Raw genomic sequence first — 14,884 nt, forward strand, 5'->3', positions numbered from 1 at the left:
TTCCCGCTTCTTCCCACACCAGGCCGCGCCCCGGATCCGTTCATCGAGCAGGACATATCGAAACGGGCCGGGGCGTCGGCGCTCCCGACGGCGCCCCCTTGAGAGGAACCACGTTCCATGGCGAAGACTCTGAAGTTCGACGAGGACGCCCGCCGCGCTCTTGAGCGCGGCGTGGACAAGCTTGCCGACACCGTGAAGGTGACGATCGGTCCCAAGGGCCGCAACGTCGTCATCGACAAGAAGTTCGGTGCCCCGACCATCACCAACGACGGCGTGACGATCGCCCGTGAGATCGAGGTCGAGGACCCGTACGAGAACCTGGGCGTGCAGCTTGTGAAGGAGGTGGCGACCAAGACCAACGACATCGCGGGCGACGGCACCACCACCGCCACCGTGCTGGCCCAGGCGCTGGTCCGCGAGGGCCTGCGCAACGTTGCCGCCGGCGCCTCCCCCTCCGCGCTCAAGCGCGGCATCGACGCCGCCGTCGCGGCCATCTCCGACGAGCTGCTGAAGGTCGCCAGCCCGATCGACTCCAAGTCCGACATCGCCGCGGTCGCCGGGCTCTCCGCGCAGGACGAGCAGGTGGGCCAGCTCATCGGCGAGGCCATGGACAAGGTCGGCAAGGACGGCGTCATCACCGTCGAGGAGTCCAACACCTTCGGCCTGGAGCTGGACTTCACCGAGGGCATGGCCTTCGACAAGGGCTACCTGTCGCACTACATGGTGTCCGACCAGGACCGCATGGAGGCGGTGCTGGAGGACCCGTACATCCTCATCCACCAGGGCAAGATCTCCTCCATCCAGGACCTGCTGCCGCTGCTGGAGAAGGTCATGCAGGCCGGCTCGGCCAAGCCGCTGCTGATCGTCGCCGAGGACGTGGAGGGCGAGGCGCTGTCCACCCTCGTCGTCAACAAGATCCGCGGCACCTTCAACTCCGTCGCGGTCAAGGCCCCCGGCTTCGGCGACCGCCGCAAGGCGATGCTCGGCGACATGGCCACCCTCACCGGCGGCACCGTCGTCTCCGAGGAGGTCGGCCTCAAGCTCGACCAGGTCGGTCTTGAGGTGCTGGGCACCGCGCGCCGCGTGGTCGTCACCAAGGACGACACGACGATCGTCGACGGCGCCGGCAAGTCCGACGAGGTCGCCGGCCGGATCGCGCAGATCAAGGCCGAGATCGACGCCACGGACTCCGACTGGGACCGCGAGAAGCTCCAGGAGCGGCTGGCGAAGCTGGCCGGCGGCGTGTGCGTCATCCGCGTCGGCGCGGCCACCGAGGTCGAGCTGAAGGAGAAGAAGCACCGCCTGGAGGACGCGATCTCCGCCACCCGCGCGGCGGTCGAGGAGGGCATCGTCTCCGGCGGCGGCTCGGCGCTCGTGCACGCCGCGAAGGTGCTGGAGGGCGGCCTCGACCTCACCGGTGACGAGGCCACCGGCGTCGCGGTCGTCCGCCGCGCGGTGGTCGAGCCGCTCCGGTGGATCGCGGAGAACGCGGGCCTGGAGGGCTACGTCATCACCTCCAAGGTCGCGGAGCTGACGGCGGGCCAGGGCTTCAACGCCGCCACCGGCGAGTACGGCGACCTGGTGAAGGCCGGCGTCATCGACCCGGTGAAGGTGACCCGCTCGGCGCTGGAGAACGCGGCGTCGATCGCCTCGCTGCTCCTGACCACGGAGAGCGCGGTCGTGGAGAAGCCGGAGCCGGAAGAGGACCACGGCCACAGCCACGGCCACGGCCACTCGCACTGACCTCCGACCGGGACCGCGGTCCCGGATCCGGACCTGACGCCGCAGGGCCTCGCCTCCTTCGGGGGCGGGGCCCTGCGGCGTGTGCCACCCGTCTACCGGGGGCCGTACTTGCGGCCCGCGCCGGAGGAGAAGCGGCCCAGCAGGCCGCGGGGGACCAGCTTCGTCGCGCCCATCAGCGCCTTGTACCGCGGGTCCGGGATCGACACCGTACGGCCCCTCCCCAGGTCCCGCAGCCCCTCCGCCACCACCCGGTCCGCGTCCAGCCACATCCACCCCGGGATGTTGTCCGTCCCCATCCCCGCCCGCTCGTGGAACTCCGTCCGGATGAACCCCGGGCACAGCACCATCAGCCGCACCCCGCTGCCCGCCAGGTCCCGCGCCACGCCCTGCGTGAACTGCACGACCCACGACTTGCTCGCCCCGTACGTCCCGCGCGGTACGAACGCCGCCACCGACGCGACGTTGACCACCGCCCCCCGCGACCGCTCCCGCATCGCCGCCGCCCCGGCCGTCGTCAGCCGCAGCACCGCCTCGCAGTGCACCTTCAGCATCGTCAGCTCGTCGGCGAGCGTCACCTCCAAAAAGCGCCCCTTGAGCCCGAAGCCCGCGTTGTTGACCAGCAGGTCCACCGGCCGGCCCGCGTCGCCGAGGCGCTTTTCCACCGCCGTGATGCCCTCCTCCGTGGCCAGGTCCGCGGGGAGCGCCGACGCCTCGATGCCGTGCCGCTCGTGCAGCTCGGCGGCCTGTTCGCGCAGCCGTTCCGCGGTTCTGGCGACGAGCACCAGGTCGTACCCGGAGGCGGCCAGGCGGCGCGCGAAGGCGGCGCCGAGGCCGGCCGTCGATCCCGTAATCAGTGCAGTCGTCATGTCCGCACGCTAGCGGTCGCGCTCAGTGCCCGGCATGTCCGTCGCCCCCGCCCGCGGGCCGTCCGGCGGACTCGCCGGGGTTCACGACGGCGAACTGGCCCATCATCCCGCCGTCCTCGTGCGCCAGCAGATGGCAGTGGTACATGTACGGCACGTCGGGGTCGGGCGGCCCGTCGAACCGCAGGACGAGCTTCACCTCCCGCCCGTTCGGCACGTACACGGTGTCCTTCCGCCCGCGCAGCTCCGGCGGCGGCGGTTCGCCGTCCACCTCCAGCACGCGGAACTGCACGTCGTGGACGTGGAAGTTGTGCGTGACGCCGTCGCGGTTGCGTACGGTCCAGACCTCCGTCGCGCCGCGCTCGACGGTGGCGTCGATGCGGTCCATCGCCATCGGCGCGCCGTTGATGCCGCTCGTGCGCAGGTCGAAATGGCGTTCGCGGGAGGCGTCGGCCGGGTCGGGCAGCTCGACGTCGCCGAGCCGCGCCGGCGTGGCGGGCGCCGGGCGCAGGGTGTCGGCGGCGCGCAGCTCCAGCACGTCGAAGGAGTCGTCGCCGCCGGCGAAGCGGGACTGCCAGAAGTCGCCGCCGCCCGGCGGGCTGCTGCGCAGCACGGTCCGCTCGCCGGGCCGCACCCGGACCAGGATCTCGGCGCGTTCGCCGGGGGAGAGCAGCACGCGGTCGGTGCGGTGCGGGGCGCCGAGCAGGCCGCCGTCGGTGCCGACGAGGTCGAAGTCGCGGTCGTCGGCGAAGCCGAAGTCGTAGACGCGCGCGGTGGAGGCGTTGAGCAGCCGCAGCCGGACGACCTCGTCGCGTACCCGCTGGTACGGGGCGAGGGTGCCGTTGACCATCGTCTCGTCGCCCAGGAAGCCGGTGTTCCGCATCATCCGGTGGCCGTGGTCGAAGCGGTCGCCGTCGAAGCGCACGTCCTGGACGACGACGGGCACGTCGTTCACGCCGTACTCGTCGGGGAGCCTGAGCCCGCGCGCCTTCGCGTCGTCCACGAGGAACATCCCGGCGAGCCCGCGCTGCACGTGCCGCTCGGTCTGCCCGTGCGGGTGCGGGTGGTACCAGAGGGTGGCGGCGGGCTGGTCGACCTTCCAGCGGGGCCGCCACTCGCCGCCGGCCGCGACCATCTGGTGCGGGCCGCCGTCCATGGCGGCGGGCAGGTGCATGCCGTGCCAGTGGACGGTGGACGGCTCGCCGAGTCCGTTGTCGACCTCGACGCGGACCTTCTCGCCGCGCTCGGCGCGCAGCGTCGGCCCGAGGTACGTACCGGGCCAGTCCGCGTCGGCGGCCGTCCCGGGGCTGGTGAACCCCCAGGTCGGCGTGGCCCGGCCGGGCCTGAACTCCGTCTCGCCCGCGCGCATCCCGAGCCGGAAGACCCGGGTGCCGTCCGCCGCCACCTCGCCTTCCTCCAGCGGGGGTATCCGCAGCTCGTTGGCGAAGTCGACCTCGCCGACCGTGGAGACGTCCGCGGTGGCGTAGAGCCATGCTCCGGCGCCGACGGCCACGCTCACGATCGTGCCGGCCACCGCGGTCAGCGCGAGGAGTACCCGCTTGAGCCGCGGTCTCCGTCCACTCGTTTTCGTCATGTGTCAGAGTTTTCTGACACCTGGGTCCTGCGGGCATCGGGAATCGCACGGGTACGCCCCGGAGACGACCCTGAGCCCGCTCTCCGGGTCGGCCCGGAGAGCCGCGGATCAACCCGCGGGGATCAGGCCGCGGGATCAGGACGCGCGGGCCGCCGCGTTGCGGGCCTTCTCCAGGGACTCCGGGTGCAGCGCGTCGGCGGCGGCGAGCAGCCGGGGCAGCAACTGCCGCTCCAGGGTGTGCGCGCGGAACCAGAAGGCGGCCGTCACCTCGTGGTCCGGGCGGTGCACGACGCGGACCTCGTCCCCGCCGCGTATCTCGCCGGGCTCGATCACCCGCAGGTACGCGCCCGGCCGGGCCGCCTGCGTGAAGCGCTTGACCCAGCCCTGCTCGCCGAGCCAGCCGGCGAACGTGCGGCAGGGGATGCGCGAGCTGGTGACCTCCAGCAGCAGGTCGGGGCCGATCCGCCAGCGCTCGCCTATGAGCGCGCCGCAGACATCGACGCCGGACGTGGTCAGGTTCTCGCCGAAGACGCCGTTCGACAGCTCGCGGCCCAGCTCGGCCGCCCAGATGTCGAGGTCCTCGCGCGCGAACGCGTACACCGCCTGGTACGTGCCCCCGTGGTGGCGCAGGTCGCCGATGACGTCGCCGGCGAGGGCGCTGCCGCCGACGCCCTCGGGGCCGGGCTCCTCGACGCGCACCGGGCCGTCGGCCGGGCGCTTGTCGATCCCGGTGACGAAGCCGGGGGCGTCGGTGATGTCGGGGGCCGTCTGCGGCCGGGCGAGGTTCACGGAGAGCACCTGCATCCCACGACGGTAACCGCCGCCTCCGACAAGCCCAAGGGACTTTCCGATCTTCGCGGGCGGAGCGCGGAACTCCCCTAGGGTGGAGCTATGTTCGACGCCCGCCACCTGCGCGTTCTCCGGGCCGTCGCCGCGACCGGCTCGTTCTCCGCCGCCGCCCGCGAACTCGGCCTGACCCAGCCCGCCGTCAGCCAGCAGATGAAGGCGCTGGAACAGACGGCGGCCACGCCGCTGCTCGTCCGCGCGGGCCGCGAACTGCGGCTGACGGAGGCGGGCGAAGCGCTCGTCCGGCACGCGGGCGGCATCCTCGCCGGGCTGGCCGCGGCGGAGGACGAGGTCGCGGCGCTGGCGGGGCTGCGGGCGGGGCGGGTGCGGCTGGTGTCGTTCCCGAGCGGCAGCTCCACGATCGTGCCGGGCGCGCTGGCGGCGATGCGGGCGGCACACCCGGGGACGCGGATCTCGCTGGTGGACGCGGAGCCGCCGCGGTCGGTGGAGATGCTGCGGGAGGGGGAGTGCGAGATCGCGCTCGCGTTCCGCTACCCCCCGGACGGCGCTGCCGGCGCGGGCGGCACGGACGGCGGCGCGTACGGAGCCGGGGCGGCCGGCGATCCGGCGGACGGCTGGGACGGCCTCGTCGTCCGGCCGCTGCTCGCGGACCGGCTGCTGTGCCTGGTGCCGGAGGGCCACCGCGCCGCGGCGGCGGGCCGGGTGGAGCTGGCGGAGCTGGCCGGGGAGCCGGTGATCGCGGGCTGCCCGCGGTGCCGCCGGCATCTGGTGGAGCTGTGCGAACGGGCCGGCTTCGCGCCCCGTATCGACTTCGCGACGGACGACTACCCCGCCGTCGTCGGCCTGGTGCGTGCCGGGCTGGGGGTGGCGGTGCTGCCGGGGCTCGCGGTGCGCGCGGTGCCGCCGCGGGGCGTGGTCACCGTGCCGCTGGCGCCGCAGGCGCGCCGGGAGGTGGTCGCGCTGGCGCTGCCGGACCTGGCCCGGGTGCCGGCGGTGGCGGCGATGCTCGACCGCCTGGCGGCGTCCGCCGCGGACACGGCGGACGGCCAGGACACGGCGGCCGGCCGGGGCGCCGCGGACGGCTAGGGCGGGGCCAACGCCGCCGCCCCGGGTCAGTGGCGGTGTGTCGGCGCGGGGGCCGGGGGCGGTGGGGCCGCCGGGGTCGGCGTCCGGTGCCGGGCGCGGCCCAGCAGCTCCTCGCGCTCGTCTTCGGTCAGCCCGCCCCACACGCCGTACGGCTCACGGACCGCCAGCGCGTGCGCCGCGCACTCCGCGCGCACGGGGCAGCGCATGCACACCTCTTTGGCGGATGCTTCCCGTGCGCTCCGGGCGGCTCCCCGCTCCCCTTCCGGGTGAAAGAACAGCGAACTGTCGACACCGCGGCACGCTGCGATGAGCTGCCAGTCCCACAGATCGGCGTTCGGGCCCGGCAGACGGGAGAAATCAGCCATTTTGTATCACCTTGGAAGCGCCACGGAAGACCCTTAACGGTCGTGACACTACATCTCCGGGCTTACCGGATGTAAATAGTACTCATAGGGAAAATAGAAAATAGCTGATCAGAGCGGAGCGAATTACTGCATTCGGGTCACGACGCGGCGCGGCGCGGCGACTCCTTCTCGGTGACCGATTCCTCACGTAGAGTGGCGATGTGTGTGGCCCCGGTCCCCGTGGCGACAGCCGTTGCAACAGGTGCCAGGAGCCCCCGTAACTCTTTCGGGTGACCGTCGTTGAGAGTGCGGAAGCGGTTGACTGCGAGCGTGTTCGTCCCGGGCGGGCCCGATGCGCGGTCGACCGCCGAAGGTGACGATACGTACCAGCCCTGGAGGCTCAAGGTGACGCGCATCAGCTCCGGAGGGCGGCCATGACTTCCGTCCTCGTTTGCGACGACTCCCCACTCGCCCGAGAGGCGCTGCGCCGTGCGGTTGCGACCGTACCCGGCGTCGAGCGCGTGACGACGGCGGCTAACGGCGAGGAAGTGCTTCGCCGCTGGGGTGCCGATCGTTCGGACCTGATTCTGATGGACGTACGGATGCCCGGCCTCGGCGGCGTCGAGACCGTGCGCCGGCTGCTCTCGGCCGACCCGGGGGCGCGGATCATCATGCTGACCGTGGCCGAGGACCTCGACGGCGTCGCGCTCGCGGTCGCCGCCGGCGCCCGCGGCTATCTGCACAAGGACGCCTCCCGCGCCGAGCTGCGGGCCACCGTCACGCAGGCCCTCGCCGACCCGACGTGGCGGCTCGCGCCGCGGCGGCTGCGCTCCACCGAGATGGGGGCCGCGCCGACGCTCACGGCGCGCGAGATCCAGGTGCTCGAAGGCATGAGCCACGGGCGGTCCAACGCCGAGATCGGCCGCGAGCTGTTCCTCTCCGAGGACACCGTGAAGACGCACGCGCGCAGGCTTTTCAAAAAGCTCGGCGCCTCCGACCGGGCGCACGCCGTGGCGCTCGGTTTCCGCTGGGGTCTCGTCCGCTGACCTGCCGAGAGGCTGCCGCGCCGGGGCCCCGCGCCCCGCGCCGGCACACCCGCCCCGTACGCGGCGGCGGGCCCGCGGACGGGGGCCGCGGGCCACGGGGCGGCCCGGTTTCGCTCGTGAAGGCGCATCCTTGAGGCATGGGTTCTCCGGAACGAGCGCATCGGGCACAGCGGAATCCCGCACGGGGGGAGCGAAGGGAGGGCGGGTGTGGTGACTGTCCGCGCGGTTGCGCATAACGCTTCGGCCTACAACGACGGCCGCGACACCGCGGAACGTTCGGGGGCGAGGCACCATGGACGGATGCGCGGCAACGAGACCTCTGTTTCCCAGACGGCCGAGAGGCCGGCTGAGATCAGGGGACTCGTACAGCTCGCGGCCGAAGGGGACGAGCGCGCGACGCACGACCTGCTGGCCCACGTGCATCCCCTGGCGCTCCGCTATGTTCGCACGCGGCTGCACCGGCTGCCGGGCGACGCACGGCACTTCGTCGACGATCTCGCACAGGAGGTCTGCATCGCGGTGCTCTGCGCGCTCCCGCGCTACCGCGACACCGGCCGCCCCTTCGAGGCGTTCGTCTTCGCCATCGCCGCGCACAAGGTCGCGGACCTCCAGCGCGCCGCGATGCGCGGCCCCGGCTCCACCGCCGTGCCCTCCGACGAGATGCCGGAGCGGCCGGACGACTCGCTGGGGCCCGAGGAGCAGGCGCTGCTGAGCAGCGACGCGGAGTGGGCGAAGCAACTCCTCGCGAACCTGCCGGCGAACCAGCGGGAGCTGCTGCTCCTGCGGGTGGCGGCGGGCTTCAGCGCGGAGGAGACGGGCCAGATGCTCGGGATGACGCCGGGCGCGGTGCGGGTGGCGCAGCACAGGGCGCTGAGCAGGCTGCGGGCGCTGGCTCGGCAGTAGGGCGCGCGGAGGAGGGGCGGCGCGGGTCGTACGGCCCGAAGGTCCTTCCGGCCTCGGACTTCGTACCTTCGTGCACCGGTCACCAGCCCCGTTACAGGACTGTCCGGCGCGCCGTTACCATGGTCAGTCCCATCGGGCAAGACCCACCGGAAGGGTGTCATGACAGAGCGCGCCGCCGACGTCCCTGACAAGTTCGCCACCATCGGACTCACCTTCGACGACGTGCTGCTACTGCCCGGCGCCGCCGACATGGCCCCGGGCGAGATCGACACCGCCAGCCACGTGTCGCGGAACGTCAAGGTGAACATCCCGCTGCTCTCCGCCGCCATGGACCGGGTCACCGAGTCCCGGATGGCCATCGCGATGGCCCGTCAGGGCGGCGTCGGCGTGCTGCACCGCAACCTCTCCATCGAGGACCAGGCCAAGAAGGTCGACCAGGTCAAGCGCTCCGAGTCCGGCATGGTCGCCGACCCGATCACGATCCGCCCCGACGCCACGCTCGCCGAGGCGGACGCGCTGTGCGGCCGGTTCCGGATCAGCGGCGTACCGGTGACCGACGAGGGCGGCAAGCTCGTCGGCATCGTCACCAACCGCGACATGGCCTTCGAGCCCGACCGCAGCGTCGAGGTGCGCTCGATCATGACGCCGATGCCGCTGGTCACCGGCAGCGTCGGGATCTCCGGTGCGGAGGCCATGGACCTGCTGCGCCGGCACAAGATCGAGAAGCTGCCGCTGGTCGACGACCGGGACGTGCTCAAGGGCCTCATCACGGTCAAGGACTTCGTGAAGGCCGAGAAGTACCCGAACGCGGCCAAGGACGGCGAGGGCCGGCTGATCGTCGGTGCGGCCGTCGGTGTCGCGGGCGACGCGTACGACCGCGCCCAGGCGCTCGTCGAGGCGGGCGTCGACTTCATCGTCGTGGACACCGCGCACGGCCACTCGCGGCTCGTCGCCGACATGGCGGCGAAGATCAAGTCGAACGCGGCGGTCGACGTCGTCGCCGGCAACGTCGCCACCCGCGACGCCGCCCAGGCGCTCGTGGACGCGGGCGTCGACGGCATCAAGGTCGGCGTCGGCCCGGGTTCCATCTGTACGACCCGCGTGGTCGCCGGCGTCGGCGTCCCGCAGGTCACCGCGATCTACGAGGCCGCCCTCGCGGCCCGGGACGCGGGCGTACCGGTGATCGGGGACGGCGGCCTCCAGTACAGCGGCGACATCGCCAAGGCGCTGGTCGCCGGCGCGGACACCGTGATGCTCGGCAGCCTGCTGGCGGGCTGCGAGGAGTCGCCGGGCGAGCTGCTGTTCATCAACGGCAAGCAGTTCAAGTCGTACCGCGGGATGGGCTCGCTGGGCGCGATGCAGTCGCGTGGGGGCAACAAGTCGTACTCCAAGGACCGCTACTTCCAGGAAGAGGTCAAGAGCGACGACCAGCTCATCGCCGAGGGCATCGAGGGCCAGGTCCCGTACCGCGGCCCCCTCGCCTCCGTCGTGCACCAGCTCATCGGCGGGCTCAAGCAGTCGATGTTCTACGTCGGCGGGCGCACCGTCCCGGAGATGAAGGACCGGGGCCGCTTCGTCCGCATCACCTCGGCGGGTCTGAAGGAGAGCCACCCGCACGACATCCAGATGACGACCGAGGCCCCGAACTACTCCCGCAAGGGCTGACCGGGCCGACCGGGGGATACTGGGGCGGCAACCGTCTGGAAAGGCAGCATCCGTGACTGAGATCGAGATCGGCCGTGGCAAGCGCGGGCGCAAGGCTTACGCGTTCGACGACATCGCCATCGTGCCGAGCCGGCGCACCCGGGACCCGAAGGAGGTCTCGATCGCCTGGCAGATCGACGCCTACCGCTTCGAACTGCCCTTCCTCGCCGCCCCGATGGACTCCGTCGTCTCCCCGGAGGCGGCCATAAGGATCGGGCGCTTCGGCGGGCTCGGGGTGCTCAACCTCGAAGGGCTGTGGACCCGTTACGAGGACCCGGAGCCGCTGCTCGCCGAGATCGCGGACCTCGACGAGCACGACGCGACGCGGCGGATGCAGGAGATCTACGACGAGCCGATCAAGGAGGAGCTGATCGGCCGCCGGCTCGCGGAGGTCCGCGAGGCGGGCGTGGTCACGGCGGCGGCGCTGTCGCCGCAGCGTACGGCGCAGTTCTCCAAGGTGGTCGTGGACGCGGGGGTGGACATCTTCGTCATCCGCGGCACCACGGTCTCCGCGGAGCACGTCTCGTCGGCGGCCGAGCCGCTGAACCTCAAGCAGTTCATCTACGAGCTGGACGTGCCGGTCATCGTCGGCGGCTGCGCGACGTACACGGCGGCGCTGCACCTGATGCGTACGGGCGCGGCCGGCGTGCTCGTCGGCTTCGGCGGCGGCGCGGCGCACACCACGCGCAACGTGCTGGGCATCCAGGTGCCGATGGCCACGGCGGTGGCCGATGTCGCCGCGGCCCGCCGGGACTACATGGACGAGTCCGGCGGCCGCTACGTGCACGTGATCGCGGACGGCGGCGTCGGCTGGTCCGGCGACCTGCCGAAGGCGGTGGCGTGCGGGGCGGACGCGGTGATGATGGGCTCCCCGCTGGCCCGCGCGACGGACGCGCCGGGGCGCGGGCACCACTGGGGGATGGAGGCCGTCCACGAGGACGTGCCGCGCGGGAAGGTGATGAACCTGGGCGCGGTGGGGACGACGGAGGAAGTCCTGCTGGGCCCCTCGCGCACGCCGGACGGGTCGATGAACTTCTTCGGCGCGCTGCGCCGGGCGATGGCGACGACGGGCTACTCGGAGCTGAAGGAGTTCCAGCGCGTCGAGGTGACGGTGGCCCGCTCCCGCTGACGGGCCGCGCGGCGGGGCGACCACCCCGGCCCCGGGCGGGAAGGCAGTCCCGCGGGGCCGGGGGGCGCGCACCCGGACCGCCCGGCCGTCCCGGTCTCCCGGTCCTCGTACGATCCGGGTGCCCGCACTGGGTAACCTCCGGTGGCGGACGGCCGCAAGTGAGCGGACATTCACACCAAGTCCGACTCATCCGCCTTGTCTCGCTGTGAAGTTGCCAGCCCTGGCATGTCGGGGATTTGTCCAGACCTTCGCGCCGAGGCGGGGCGTGGGAAGTGTCACGCCCCGGAGCTGTGACGTTCGGGAGGGTTCTCGACTCTGTTCATGTGAAGGTCGCAGTCGAGGAGCGTGGAGGGGATTCCCATGGGGCGTGCGAGCGATGTGTTACCCGATGCTGCCGGGATGAGCCGGTACGTGGAGGGGGTGGTGGCCGAGTGGTTGCGGGGGCCGCGGCGGCTGCCGCTGGACTACTCCGTGGAGAGCCTGCGCGTCGCGGACCGGATCGTGGCCGGGATCCGCGCAGGCGGGGCGGCCGACGAGCGGGCCGTGGCGCAGGCGCTGCGGGGGGTGGGGGCGTACGTCGGGGAGGTCATGGTCCGCGCCGGGGGCGGGAGTTGGATCGACCTCGACGACCGGCAGCGCGACTACTTCGAGCAGCCCGTCGGCGTACGGATGCCGGACGGGCGGGTGTGGAACCCGCTCGGGCGCGCGATGCGGCGCTACGACCGCGGCAAGGGCGGCCGCGAGTCGCTGTACGTCTTCTACCTGCTGCTGCACGGGCGGGTGGGCCGGCTCTCTCCGCGGCGGTGATCCGCGCGGAGTCCGCGTGCGTGCTGTTCGCTTCGTGGCGGCCGTGAAAGGAGCCGGGCCCCGCGCTTCCCGCGCGGGGCCCGGCTTTTCTCGTCGTGCTGCGCTGCCGCGCGCACCGTCGGCGACCGGGTCAGCGGTTGCCGAGGCGCGACGCCGTGCCGAAGGCCGCGATGGGGGCCAGGGCCATGAAGATCCAGGCCATGGCGCCCATGTCCTCGCGCCAGCCCTTGAACATGTCACCGAAGTGGTCGGTGAGGATCTCGGTCGCCGAGCCGAGCTGACCGTCGCCCAGCTCGCTGAAGATCATGGCGTAGCCGTACATCTCGCCCATGAAGACCGAGCCGATGGCCAGGACGGCGCCGACGATCCAGAGGCCGACGTTCCGGCCGCCGAGCTTGCCGATCGCCGCGCCGATGAGCGCGCCGACCAGGATCGAGGCGTAGCTGATCTTCGTGACCTCGCCGGTCTGCTCGTCGAAGAGCGACTTGAGGATGAAGGCGTAGATCGCGGTGGCCACGATCGCGGCGACGAAGGCGACGCCGATGGCGAGGGCCGGGTTGCCGGTGCTGGCCGGCGGCTGCTGCGCGTAGGGCGGCGGGGCACCGAACGGCTGCTGGCCCGGGGCGCCGGGACCTGGTTGCTGCTGATACGGCTGGGACATGAGTAATCTCCCCCGGAGTTATGGGTCTGCCGTGCCCGGGGACAGTTGGTGTGGTGGGCGCGGTCAGTGGGACAACGCGCGGCACGCTAGCAGTTGATCGGGGCCCGACAACAAGCCCTCAAGGGGAGTCGTGACGCGACTGCGACATCCCGTTTCGAACCTCGGACACTCGCTGGCTGACCAGGAACGCTTCCGCCCCCGCCACCAAGAAGAACGTCATGTCGTTCTTCCCCAGAACCTCGCTGCGCCAGAAGTCGTACGCCGCGCCCACGTCGGCCGAGCCGAGGTACACGGCCGTTGCCGCGATCTGCGTGAGGACGACGCCGACGAGCGCCACGGGCACCGCCCCGAGCGCCAGGGTGCGGCTCTGCTCGCCCGCCCAGCCCACGGCGGCGCCGACGAGGAGGCCGAGGGCCAGCGCCCAGTAGCCCAGCTCCAGACCGCGCTCGCCCACGAGGCCCTGCGTCACCCCCAGGAGCAGCGCTCCCGCCACGGTGGCGGCGGCTCCGACGGCGAGTGCCTGCACCGGTCGGGGACGGCCTTCGGCCGTCGTCATCACCGCATCACCCATACGGCCGAACGGTAGCAGTTCCGGCGGCGGACCTCCGGTTGCGGCGCCCCGGGAGGCGGGTGATCCGCGGGCTTGCGCTACGCCCTCCGCCGGCCCTGCCTGCCGGTCCGGGGGCACGTCGGGTCCGCCGTGCTCACAGCCGGTGCCCCGCGCCCGCCGGCACCGCGCCCCGGGTGTCCAGGAGGAGCTGCGCCTTGACCGACAGGGCCTGGAGGTCGTACGTGCGGTGCGGCTGGAGCAGCACCGTCAGGTCCGCGTCCGCCGCCGCCTCGTACGGCGCCCCCACCCGCGGCACCGGCCGGCCGAGCACCTGCCACGCCATGACGTACGGGTCGTGGAACCCGACCCGCGCCCCCAGCTCCGTCAGCCGGGCCGCGACGTCGCTCGCCGGGGTGCGCTCCAGGTCCGCGACGTCCGGGTCGTACGTGACGCCGAGGAGCAGCACGCGGGCGCCCCGGGCGGACTTGCCGTGCTCGTTGAGGAGCTGGGCGCAGCGCTGGACGACGTACCGCGGCATCCGGCCGTTGACCTCGCGGGCGAGGTCCACCATCCGCAGCGGGTGGTCGAAGCCGGGCGCGGTCCTGCCGCCCGGGTGCGGTACGGGGACGGGGACGCGGCCCGGGTCGACGGGCACCCCGTGGCCGCCGACGCCCGGGCCGGGGCGGAAGCTGTGGGCGGTGCCGAACGGCCGGGTCTCGGCGCAGCGGATCACGTCCCACAGGTCGATGCCCCGGTCGTGGCAGAACCAGGCCAGCTCGTTGACGAGGGCGAAGTTCACGTGCCGTGCGTTGCCCTCCAGCAGCCGTACCGTCTCCGCCTCGCGCGGCCCCCGGGCCCGCACGACGCGCTCCGCGAACCGCCCGTAGAACGCCACCGCCGCCTCTGTGCAGCCCGGGGTCAGCCCGCCGACGACCTTCGGCGCGGGGGCGGTGTCGGCCGGGTCGAGGGGGCCGGGGGAGTACGCCAGATGGAAGTCGCGCCCGGCGCGCAGCCCGGAGCCCTGTTGCAGGAGGGGGCGCAGGAGGTCCTCGGTGCTCCCGGGGTACGCGGCGGACTCCAGCAGCACGGTGGTGCGCGGCTTGAGCTGCCGGGCCAGTTCGCGTGCCGCGTCCGCGACCGGGCCGAGGTCGAGCGCGCCGTCCTCGGCGAGCGGGGTGGGCACGCAGATCACGGCGGTACGGGCGCCGCCGAGGTCGGCGGGGTCCGCGGAGGCGCGGAAGCCGGTGGTGAGCAGCCGGCGTACCTCGGCGGCCGTCAGCGACCCGCCGACCGGCGGGCGGCCGGCGGTGAGGGAGTCGACGGCGCGCGGGTCGGGGTCGTATCCGACGACGGAGAAGCCGGCCGCCGCCGCGGCCTGGGCGAGCGGCAGGCCGTGGTGGCCGAGTCCGATGACGGCGACGTCTGCGGGCATGTCTGCGGGGCGTTCCTTCCCGTCGGTCCCCGGGCCTGGCGGCCCCGGACCTGAGCGGCCGGGCCCGAGCGGCCCGGTGTGAGGTCGGTGGAGGCTCTTGTCAGGCTACGGGCATATATGACTGTTATTCAGTATTGGGCGCTTTGCGGCGCCTGTGGCGTTGCGCGACAGGGGTACACGCACGGTGGCTGTACGCCGCCGGGGCGGACAGAATC

General features: G+C 72.8%; 14 protein-coding genes. 7 read left to right on the plus strand and 7 right to left on the minus strand.

Features of this window, described 5'->3' with window-relative positions; genetic code table 11:
• Positions 1 to 117 precede the first annotated feature (117 nt).
• A complete protein-coding gene (gene groL, locus QBL21_RS04200) occupies positions 118 to 1,743 on the plus strand; it encodes a chaperonin GroEL (RefSeq protein ID WP_407560610.1) in 1,626 nt (541 codons plus the stop codon).
• A 92-nt stretch (positions 1,744 to 1,835) separates the two neighbouring features.
• On the opposite strand, the gene QBL21_RS04205 is transcribed toward groL, so the two are convergent.
• From QBL21_RS04205 to QBL21_RS04215, 3 genes are all read right to left on the minus strand, one after another.
• Entirely contained in the window at positions 1,836 to 2,609 is a 774-nt protein-coding gene (locus QBL21_RS04205; RefSeq protein WP_407560611.1) for an SDR family NAD(P)-dependent oxidoreductase, read from the minus strand.
• Between the two features lie 22 nt (positions 2,610 to 2,631).
• Positions 2,632 to 4,200 carry a multicopper oxidase family protein gene (locus QBL21_RS04210; protein WP_407560613.1) on the minus strand — a complete coding sequence of 523 codons (1,569 nt, stop codon included), beginning with the start codon at positions 4,198 to 4,200 and terminating at the stop codon, positions 2,632 to 2,634.
• 135 nt (positions 4,201 to 4,335) lie between these two features.
• Entirely contained in the window at positions 4,336 to 5,004 is a 669-nt protein-coding gene (locus tag QBL21_RS04215; protein WP_407560614.1) for an MOSC domain-containing protein, read from the minus strand.
• A gap of 87 nt (positions 5,005 to 5,091) precedes the next feature.
• Here QBL21_RS04215 and QBL21_RS04220 point away from each other — a divergent pair, with 87 nt between their 5' ends.
• A complete protein-coding gene (locus tag QBL21_RS04220; RefSeq protein WP_407560615.1) occupies positions 5,092 to 6,093 on the plus strand; it encodes a LysR family transcriptional regulator in 1,002 nt (333 codons plus the stop codon).
• A gap of 26 nt (positions 6,094 to 6,119) precedes the next feature.
• Here the strand turns inward: QBL21_RS04220 and QBL21_RS04225 are convergent, their stop codons facing one another.
• Positions 6,120 to 6,458, minus strand: a complete 339-nt coding sequence (locus QBL21_RS04225; RefSeq protein ID WP_407560616.1) for a WhiB family transcriptional regulator — start codon at positions 6,456 to 6,458, stop codon at positions 6,120 to 6,122.
• A gap of 413 nt (positions 6,459 to 6,871) precedes the next feature.
• Here QBL21_RS04225 and QBL21_RS04230 point away from each other — a divergent pair, with 413 nt between their 5' ends.
• From QBL21_RS04230 to QBL21_RS04250, 5 genes are all read left to right on the plus strand, one after another.
• Positions 6,872 to 7,483 (plus strand): response regulator transcription factor, encoded by a 612-nt coding sequence (locus QBL21_RS04230; protein ID WP_026276081.1) that lies wholly within the window; start codon positions 6,872 to 6,874, stop codon positions 7,481 to 7,483.
• A gap of 300 nt (positions 7,484 to 7,783) precedes the next feature.
• A complete protein-coding gene (locus tag QBL21_RS04235) occupies positions 7,784 to 8,386 on the plus strand; it encodes a sigma-70 family RNA polymerase sigma factor (protein WP_407560617.1) in 603 nt (200 codons plus the stop codon).
• 159 nt (positions 8,387 to 8,545) lie between these two features.
• On the plus strand, positions 8,546 to 10,051 hold the full coding sequence (gene guaB / locus QBL21_RS04240; protein ID WP_407560618.1) for an IMP dehydrogenase: 1,506 nt from the start codon (positions 8,546 to 8,548) through the stop codon (positions 10,049 to 10,051).
• Between the two features lie 52 nt (positions 10,052 to 10,103).
• A complete protein-coding gene (locus tag QBL21_RS04245) occupies positions 10,104 to 11,219 on the plus strand; it encodes a GuaB3 family IMP dehydrogenase-related protein (RefSeq protein WP_407560619.1) in 1,116 nt (371 codons plus the stop codon).
• Positions 11,220 to 11,618: 399 nt separating this feature from the next.
• On the plus strand, positions 11,619 to 12,026 hold the full coding sequence (locus tag QBL21_RS04250; protein WP_407560620.1) for a hypothetical protein: 408 nt from the start codon (positions 11,619 to 11,621) through the stop codon (positions 12,024 to 12,026).
• Between the two features lie 130 nt (positions 12,027 to 12,156).
• Here QBL21_RS04250 and QBL21_RS04255 read toward each other — a convergent pair whose 3' ends face one another.
• From QBL21_RS04255 to QBL21_RS04265, 3 genes are all read right to left on the minus strand, one after another.
• On the minus strand, positions 12,157 to 12,687 hold the full coding sequence (locus QBL21_RS04255; RefSeq protein WP_407560621.1) for a hypothetical protein: 531 nt from the start codon (positions 12,685 to 12,687) through the stop codon (positions 12,157 to 12,159).
• Positions 12,688 to 12,805: 118 nt separating this feature from the next.
• Positions 12,806 to 13,258, minus strand: a complete 453-nt coding sequence (locus tag QBL21_RS04260) for a hypothetical protein (protein WP_407560622.1) — start codon at positions 13,256 to 13,258, stop codon at positions 12,806 to 12,808.
• Positions 13,259 to 13,391: 133 nt separating this feature from the next.
• Positions 13,392 to 14,669 (minus strand): nucleotide sugar dehydrogenase, encoded by a 1,278-nt coding sequence (locus QBL21_RS04265; RefSeq protein ID WP_407560623.1) that lies wholly within the window; start codon positions 14,667 to 14,669, stop codon positions 13,392 to 13,394.
• Positions 14,670 to 14,884: the final 215 nt, after the last annotated feature.

Source organism: Streptomyces sp. 184 (assembly GCF_045781775.1).
Classification (GTDB): Bacteria; Actinomycetota; Actinomycetes; order Streptomycetales; family Streptomycetaceae; genus Streptomyces.

Bases quoted from the DNA above. Each gene is read 5' to 3' on its own strand.
- groL (WP_407560610.1), top strand. From the start codon at position 118: ATGGCGAAGACTCTGAAGTTCGACGAGGACGCCCGCCGCGCTCTTGAG.
- QBL21_RS04205 (WP_407560611.1), bottom strand. From the start codon at position 2,609: ATGACGACTGCACTGATTACGGGATCGACGGCCGGCCTCGGCGCCGCC.
- QBL21_RS04210 (WP_407560613.1), bottom strand. From the start codon at position 4,200: ATGACGAAAACGAGTGGACGGAGACCGCGGCTCAAGCGGGTACTCCTC.
- QBL21_RS04215 (WP_407560614.1), bottom strand. From the start codon at position 5,004: ATGCAGGTGCTCTCCGTGAACCTCGCCCGGCCGCAGACGGCCCCCGAC.
- QBL21_RS04220 (WP_407560615.1), top strand. From the start codon at position 5,092: ATGTTCGACGCCCGCCACCTGCGCGTTCTCCGGGCCGTCGCCGCGACC.
- QBL21_RS04225 (WP_407560616.1), bottom strand. From the start codon at position 6,458: ATGGCTGATTTCTCCCGTCTGCCGGGCCCGAACGCCGATCTGTGGGAC.
- QBL21_RS04230 (WP_026276081.1), top strand. From the start codon at position 6,872: ATGACTTCCGTCCTCGTTTGCGACGACTCCCCACTCGCCCGAGAGGCG.
- QBL21_RS04235 (WP_407560617.1), top strand. From the start codon at position 7,784: ATGCGCGGCAACGAGACCTCTGTTTCCCAGACGGCCGAGAGGCCGGCT.
- guaB (WP_407560618.1), top strand. From the start codon at position 8,546: ATGACAGAGCGCGCCGCCGACGTCCCTGACAAGTTCGCCACCATCGGA.
- QBL21_RS04250 (WP_407560620.1), top strand. From the start codon at position 11,619: ATGAGCCGGTACGTGGAGGGGGTGGTGGCCGAGTGGTTGCGGGGGCCG.
- QBL21_RS04255 (WP_407560621.1), bottom strand. From the start codon at position 12,687: ATGTCCCAGCCGTATCAGCAGCAACCAGGTCCCGGCGCCCCGGGCCAG.
- QBL21_RS04260 (WP_407560622.1), bottom strand. From the start codon at position 13,258: ATGGGTGATGCGGTGATGACGACGGCCGAAGGCCGTCCCCGACCGGTG.
- QBL21_RS04265 (WP_407560623.1), bottom strand. From the start codon at position 14,669: ATGCCCGCAGACGTCGCCGTCATCGGACTCGGCCACCACGGCCTGCCG.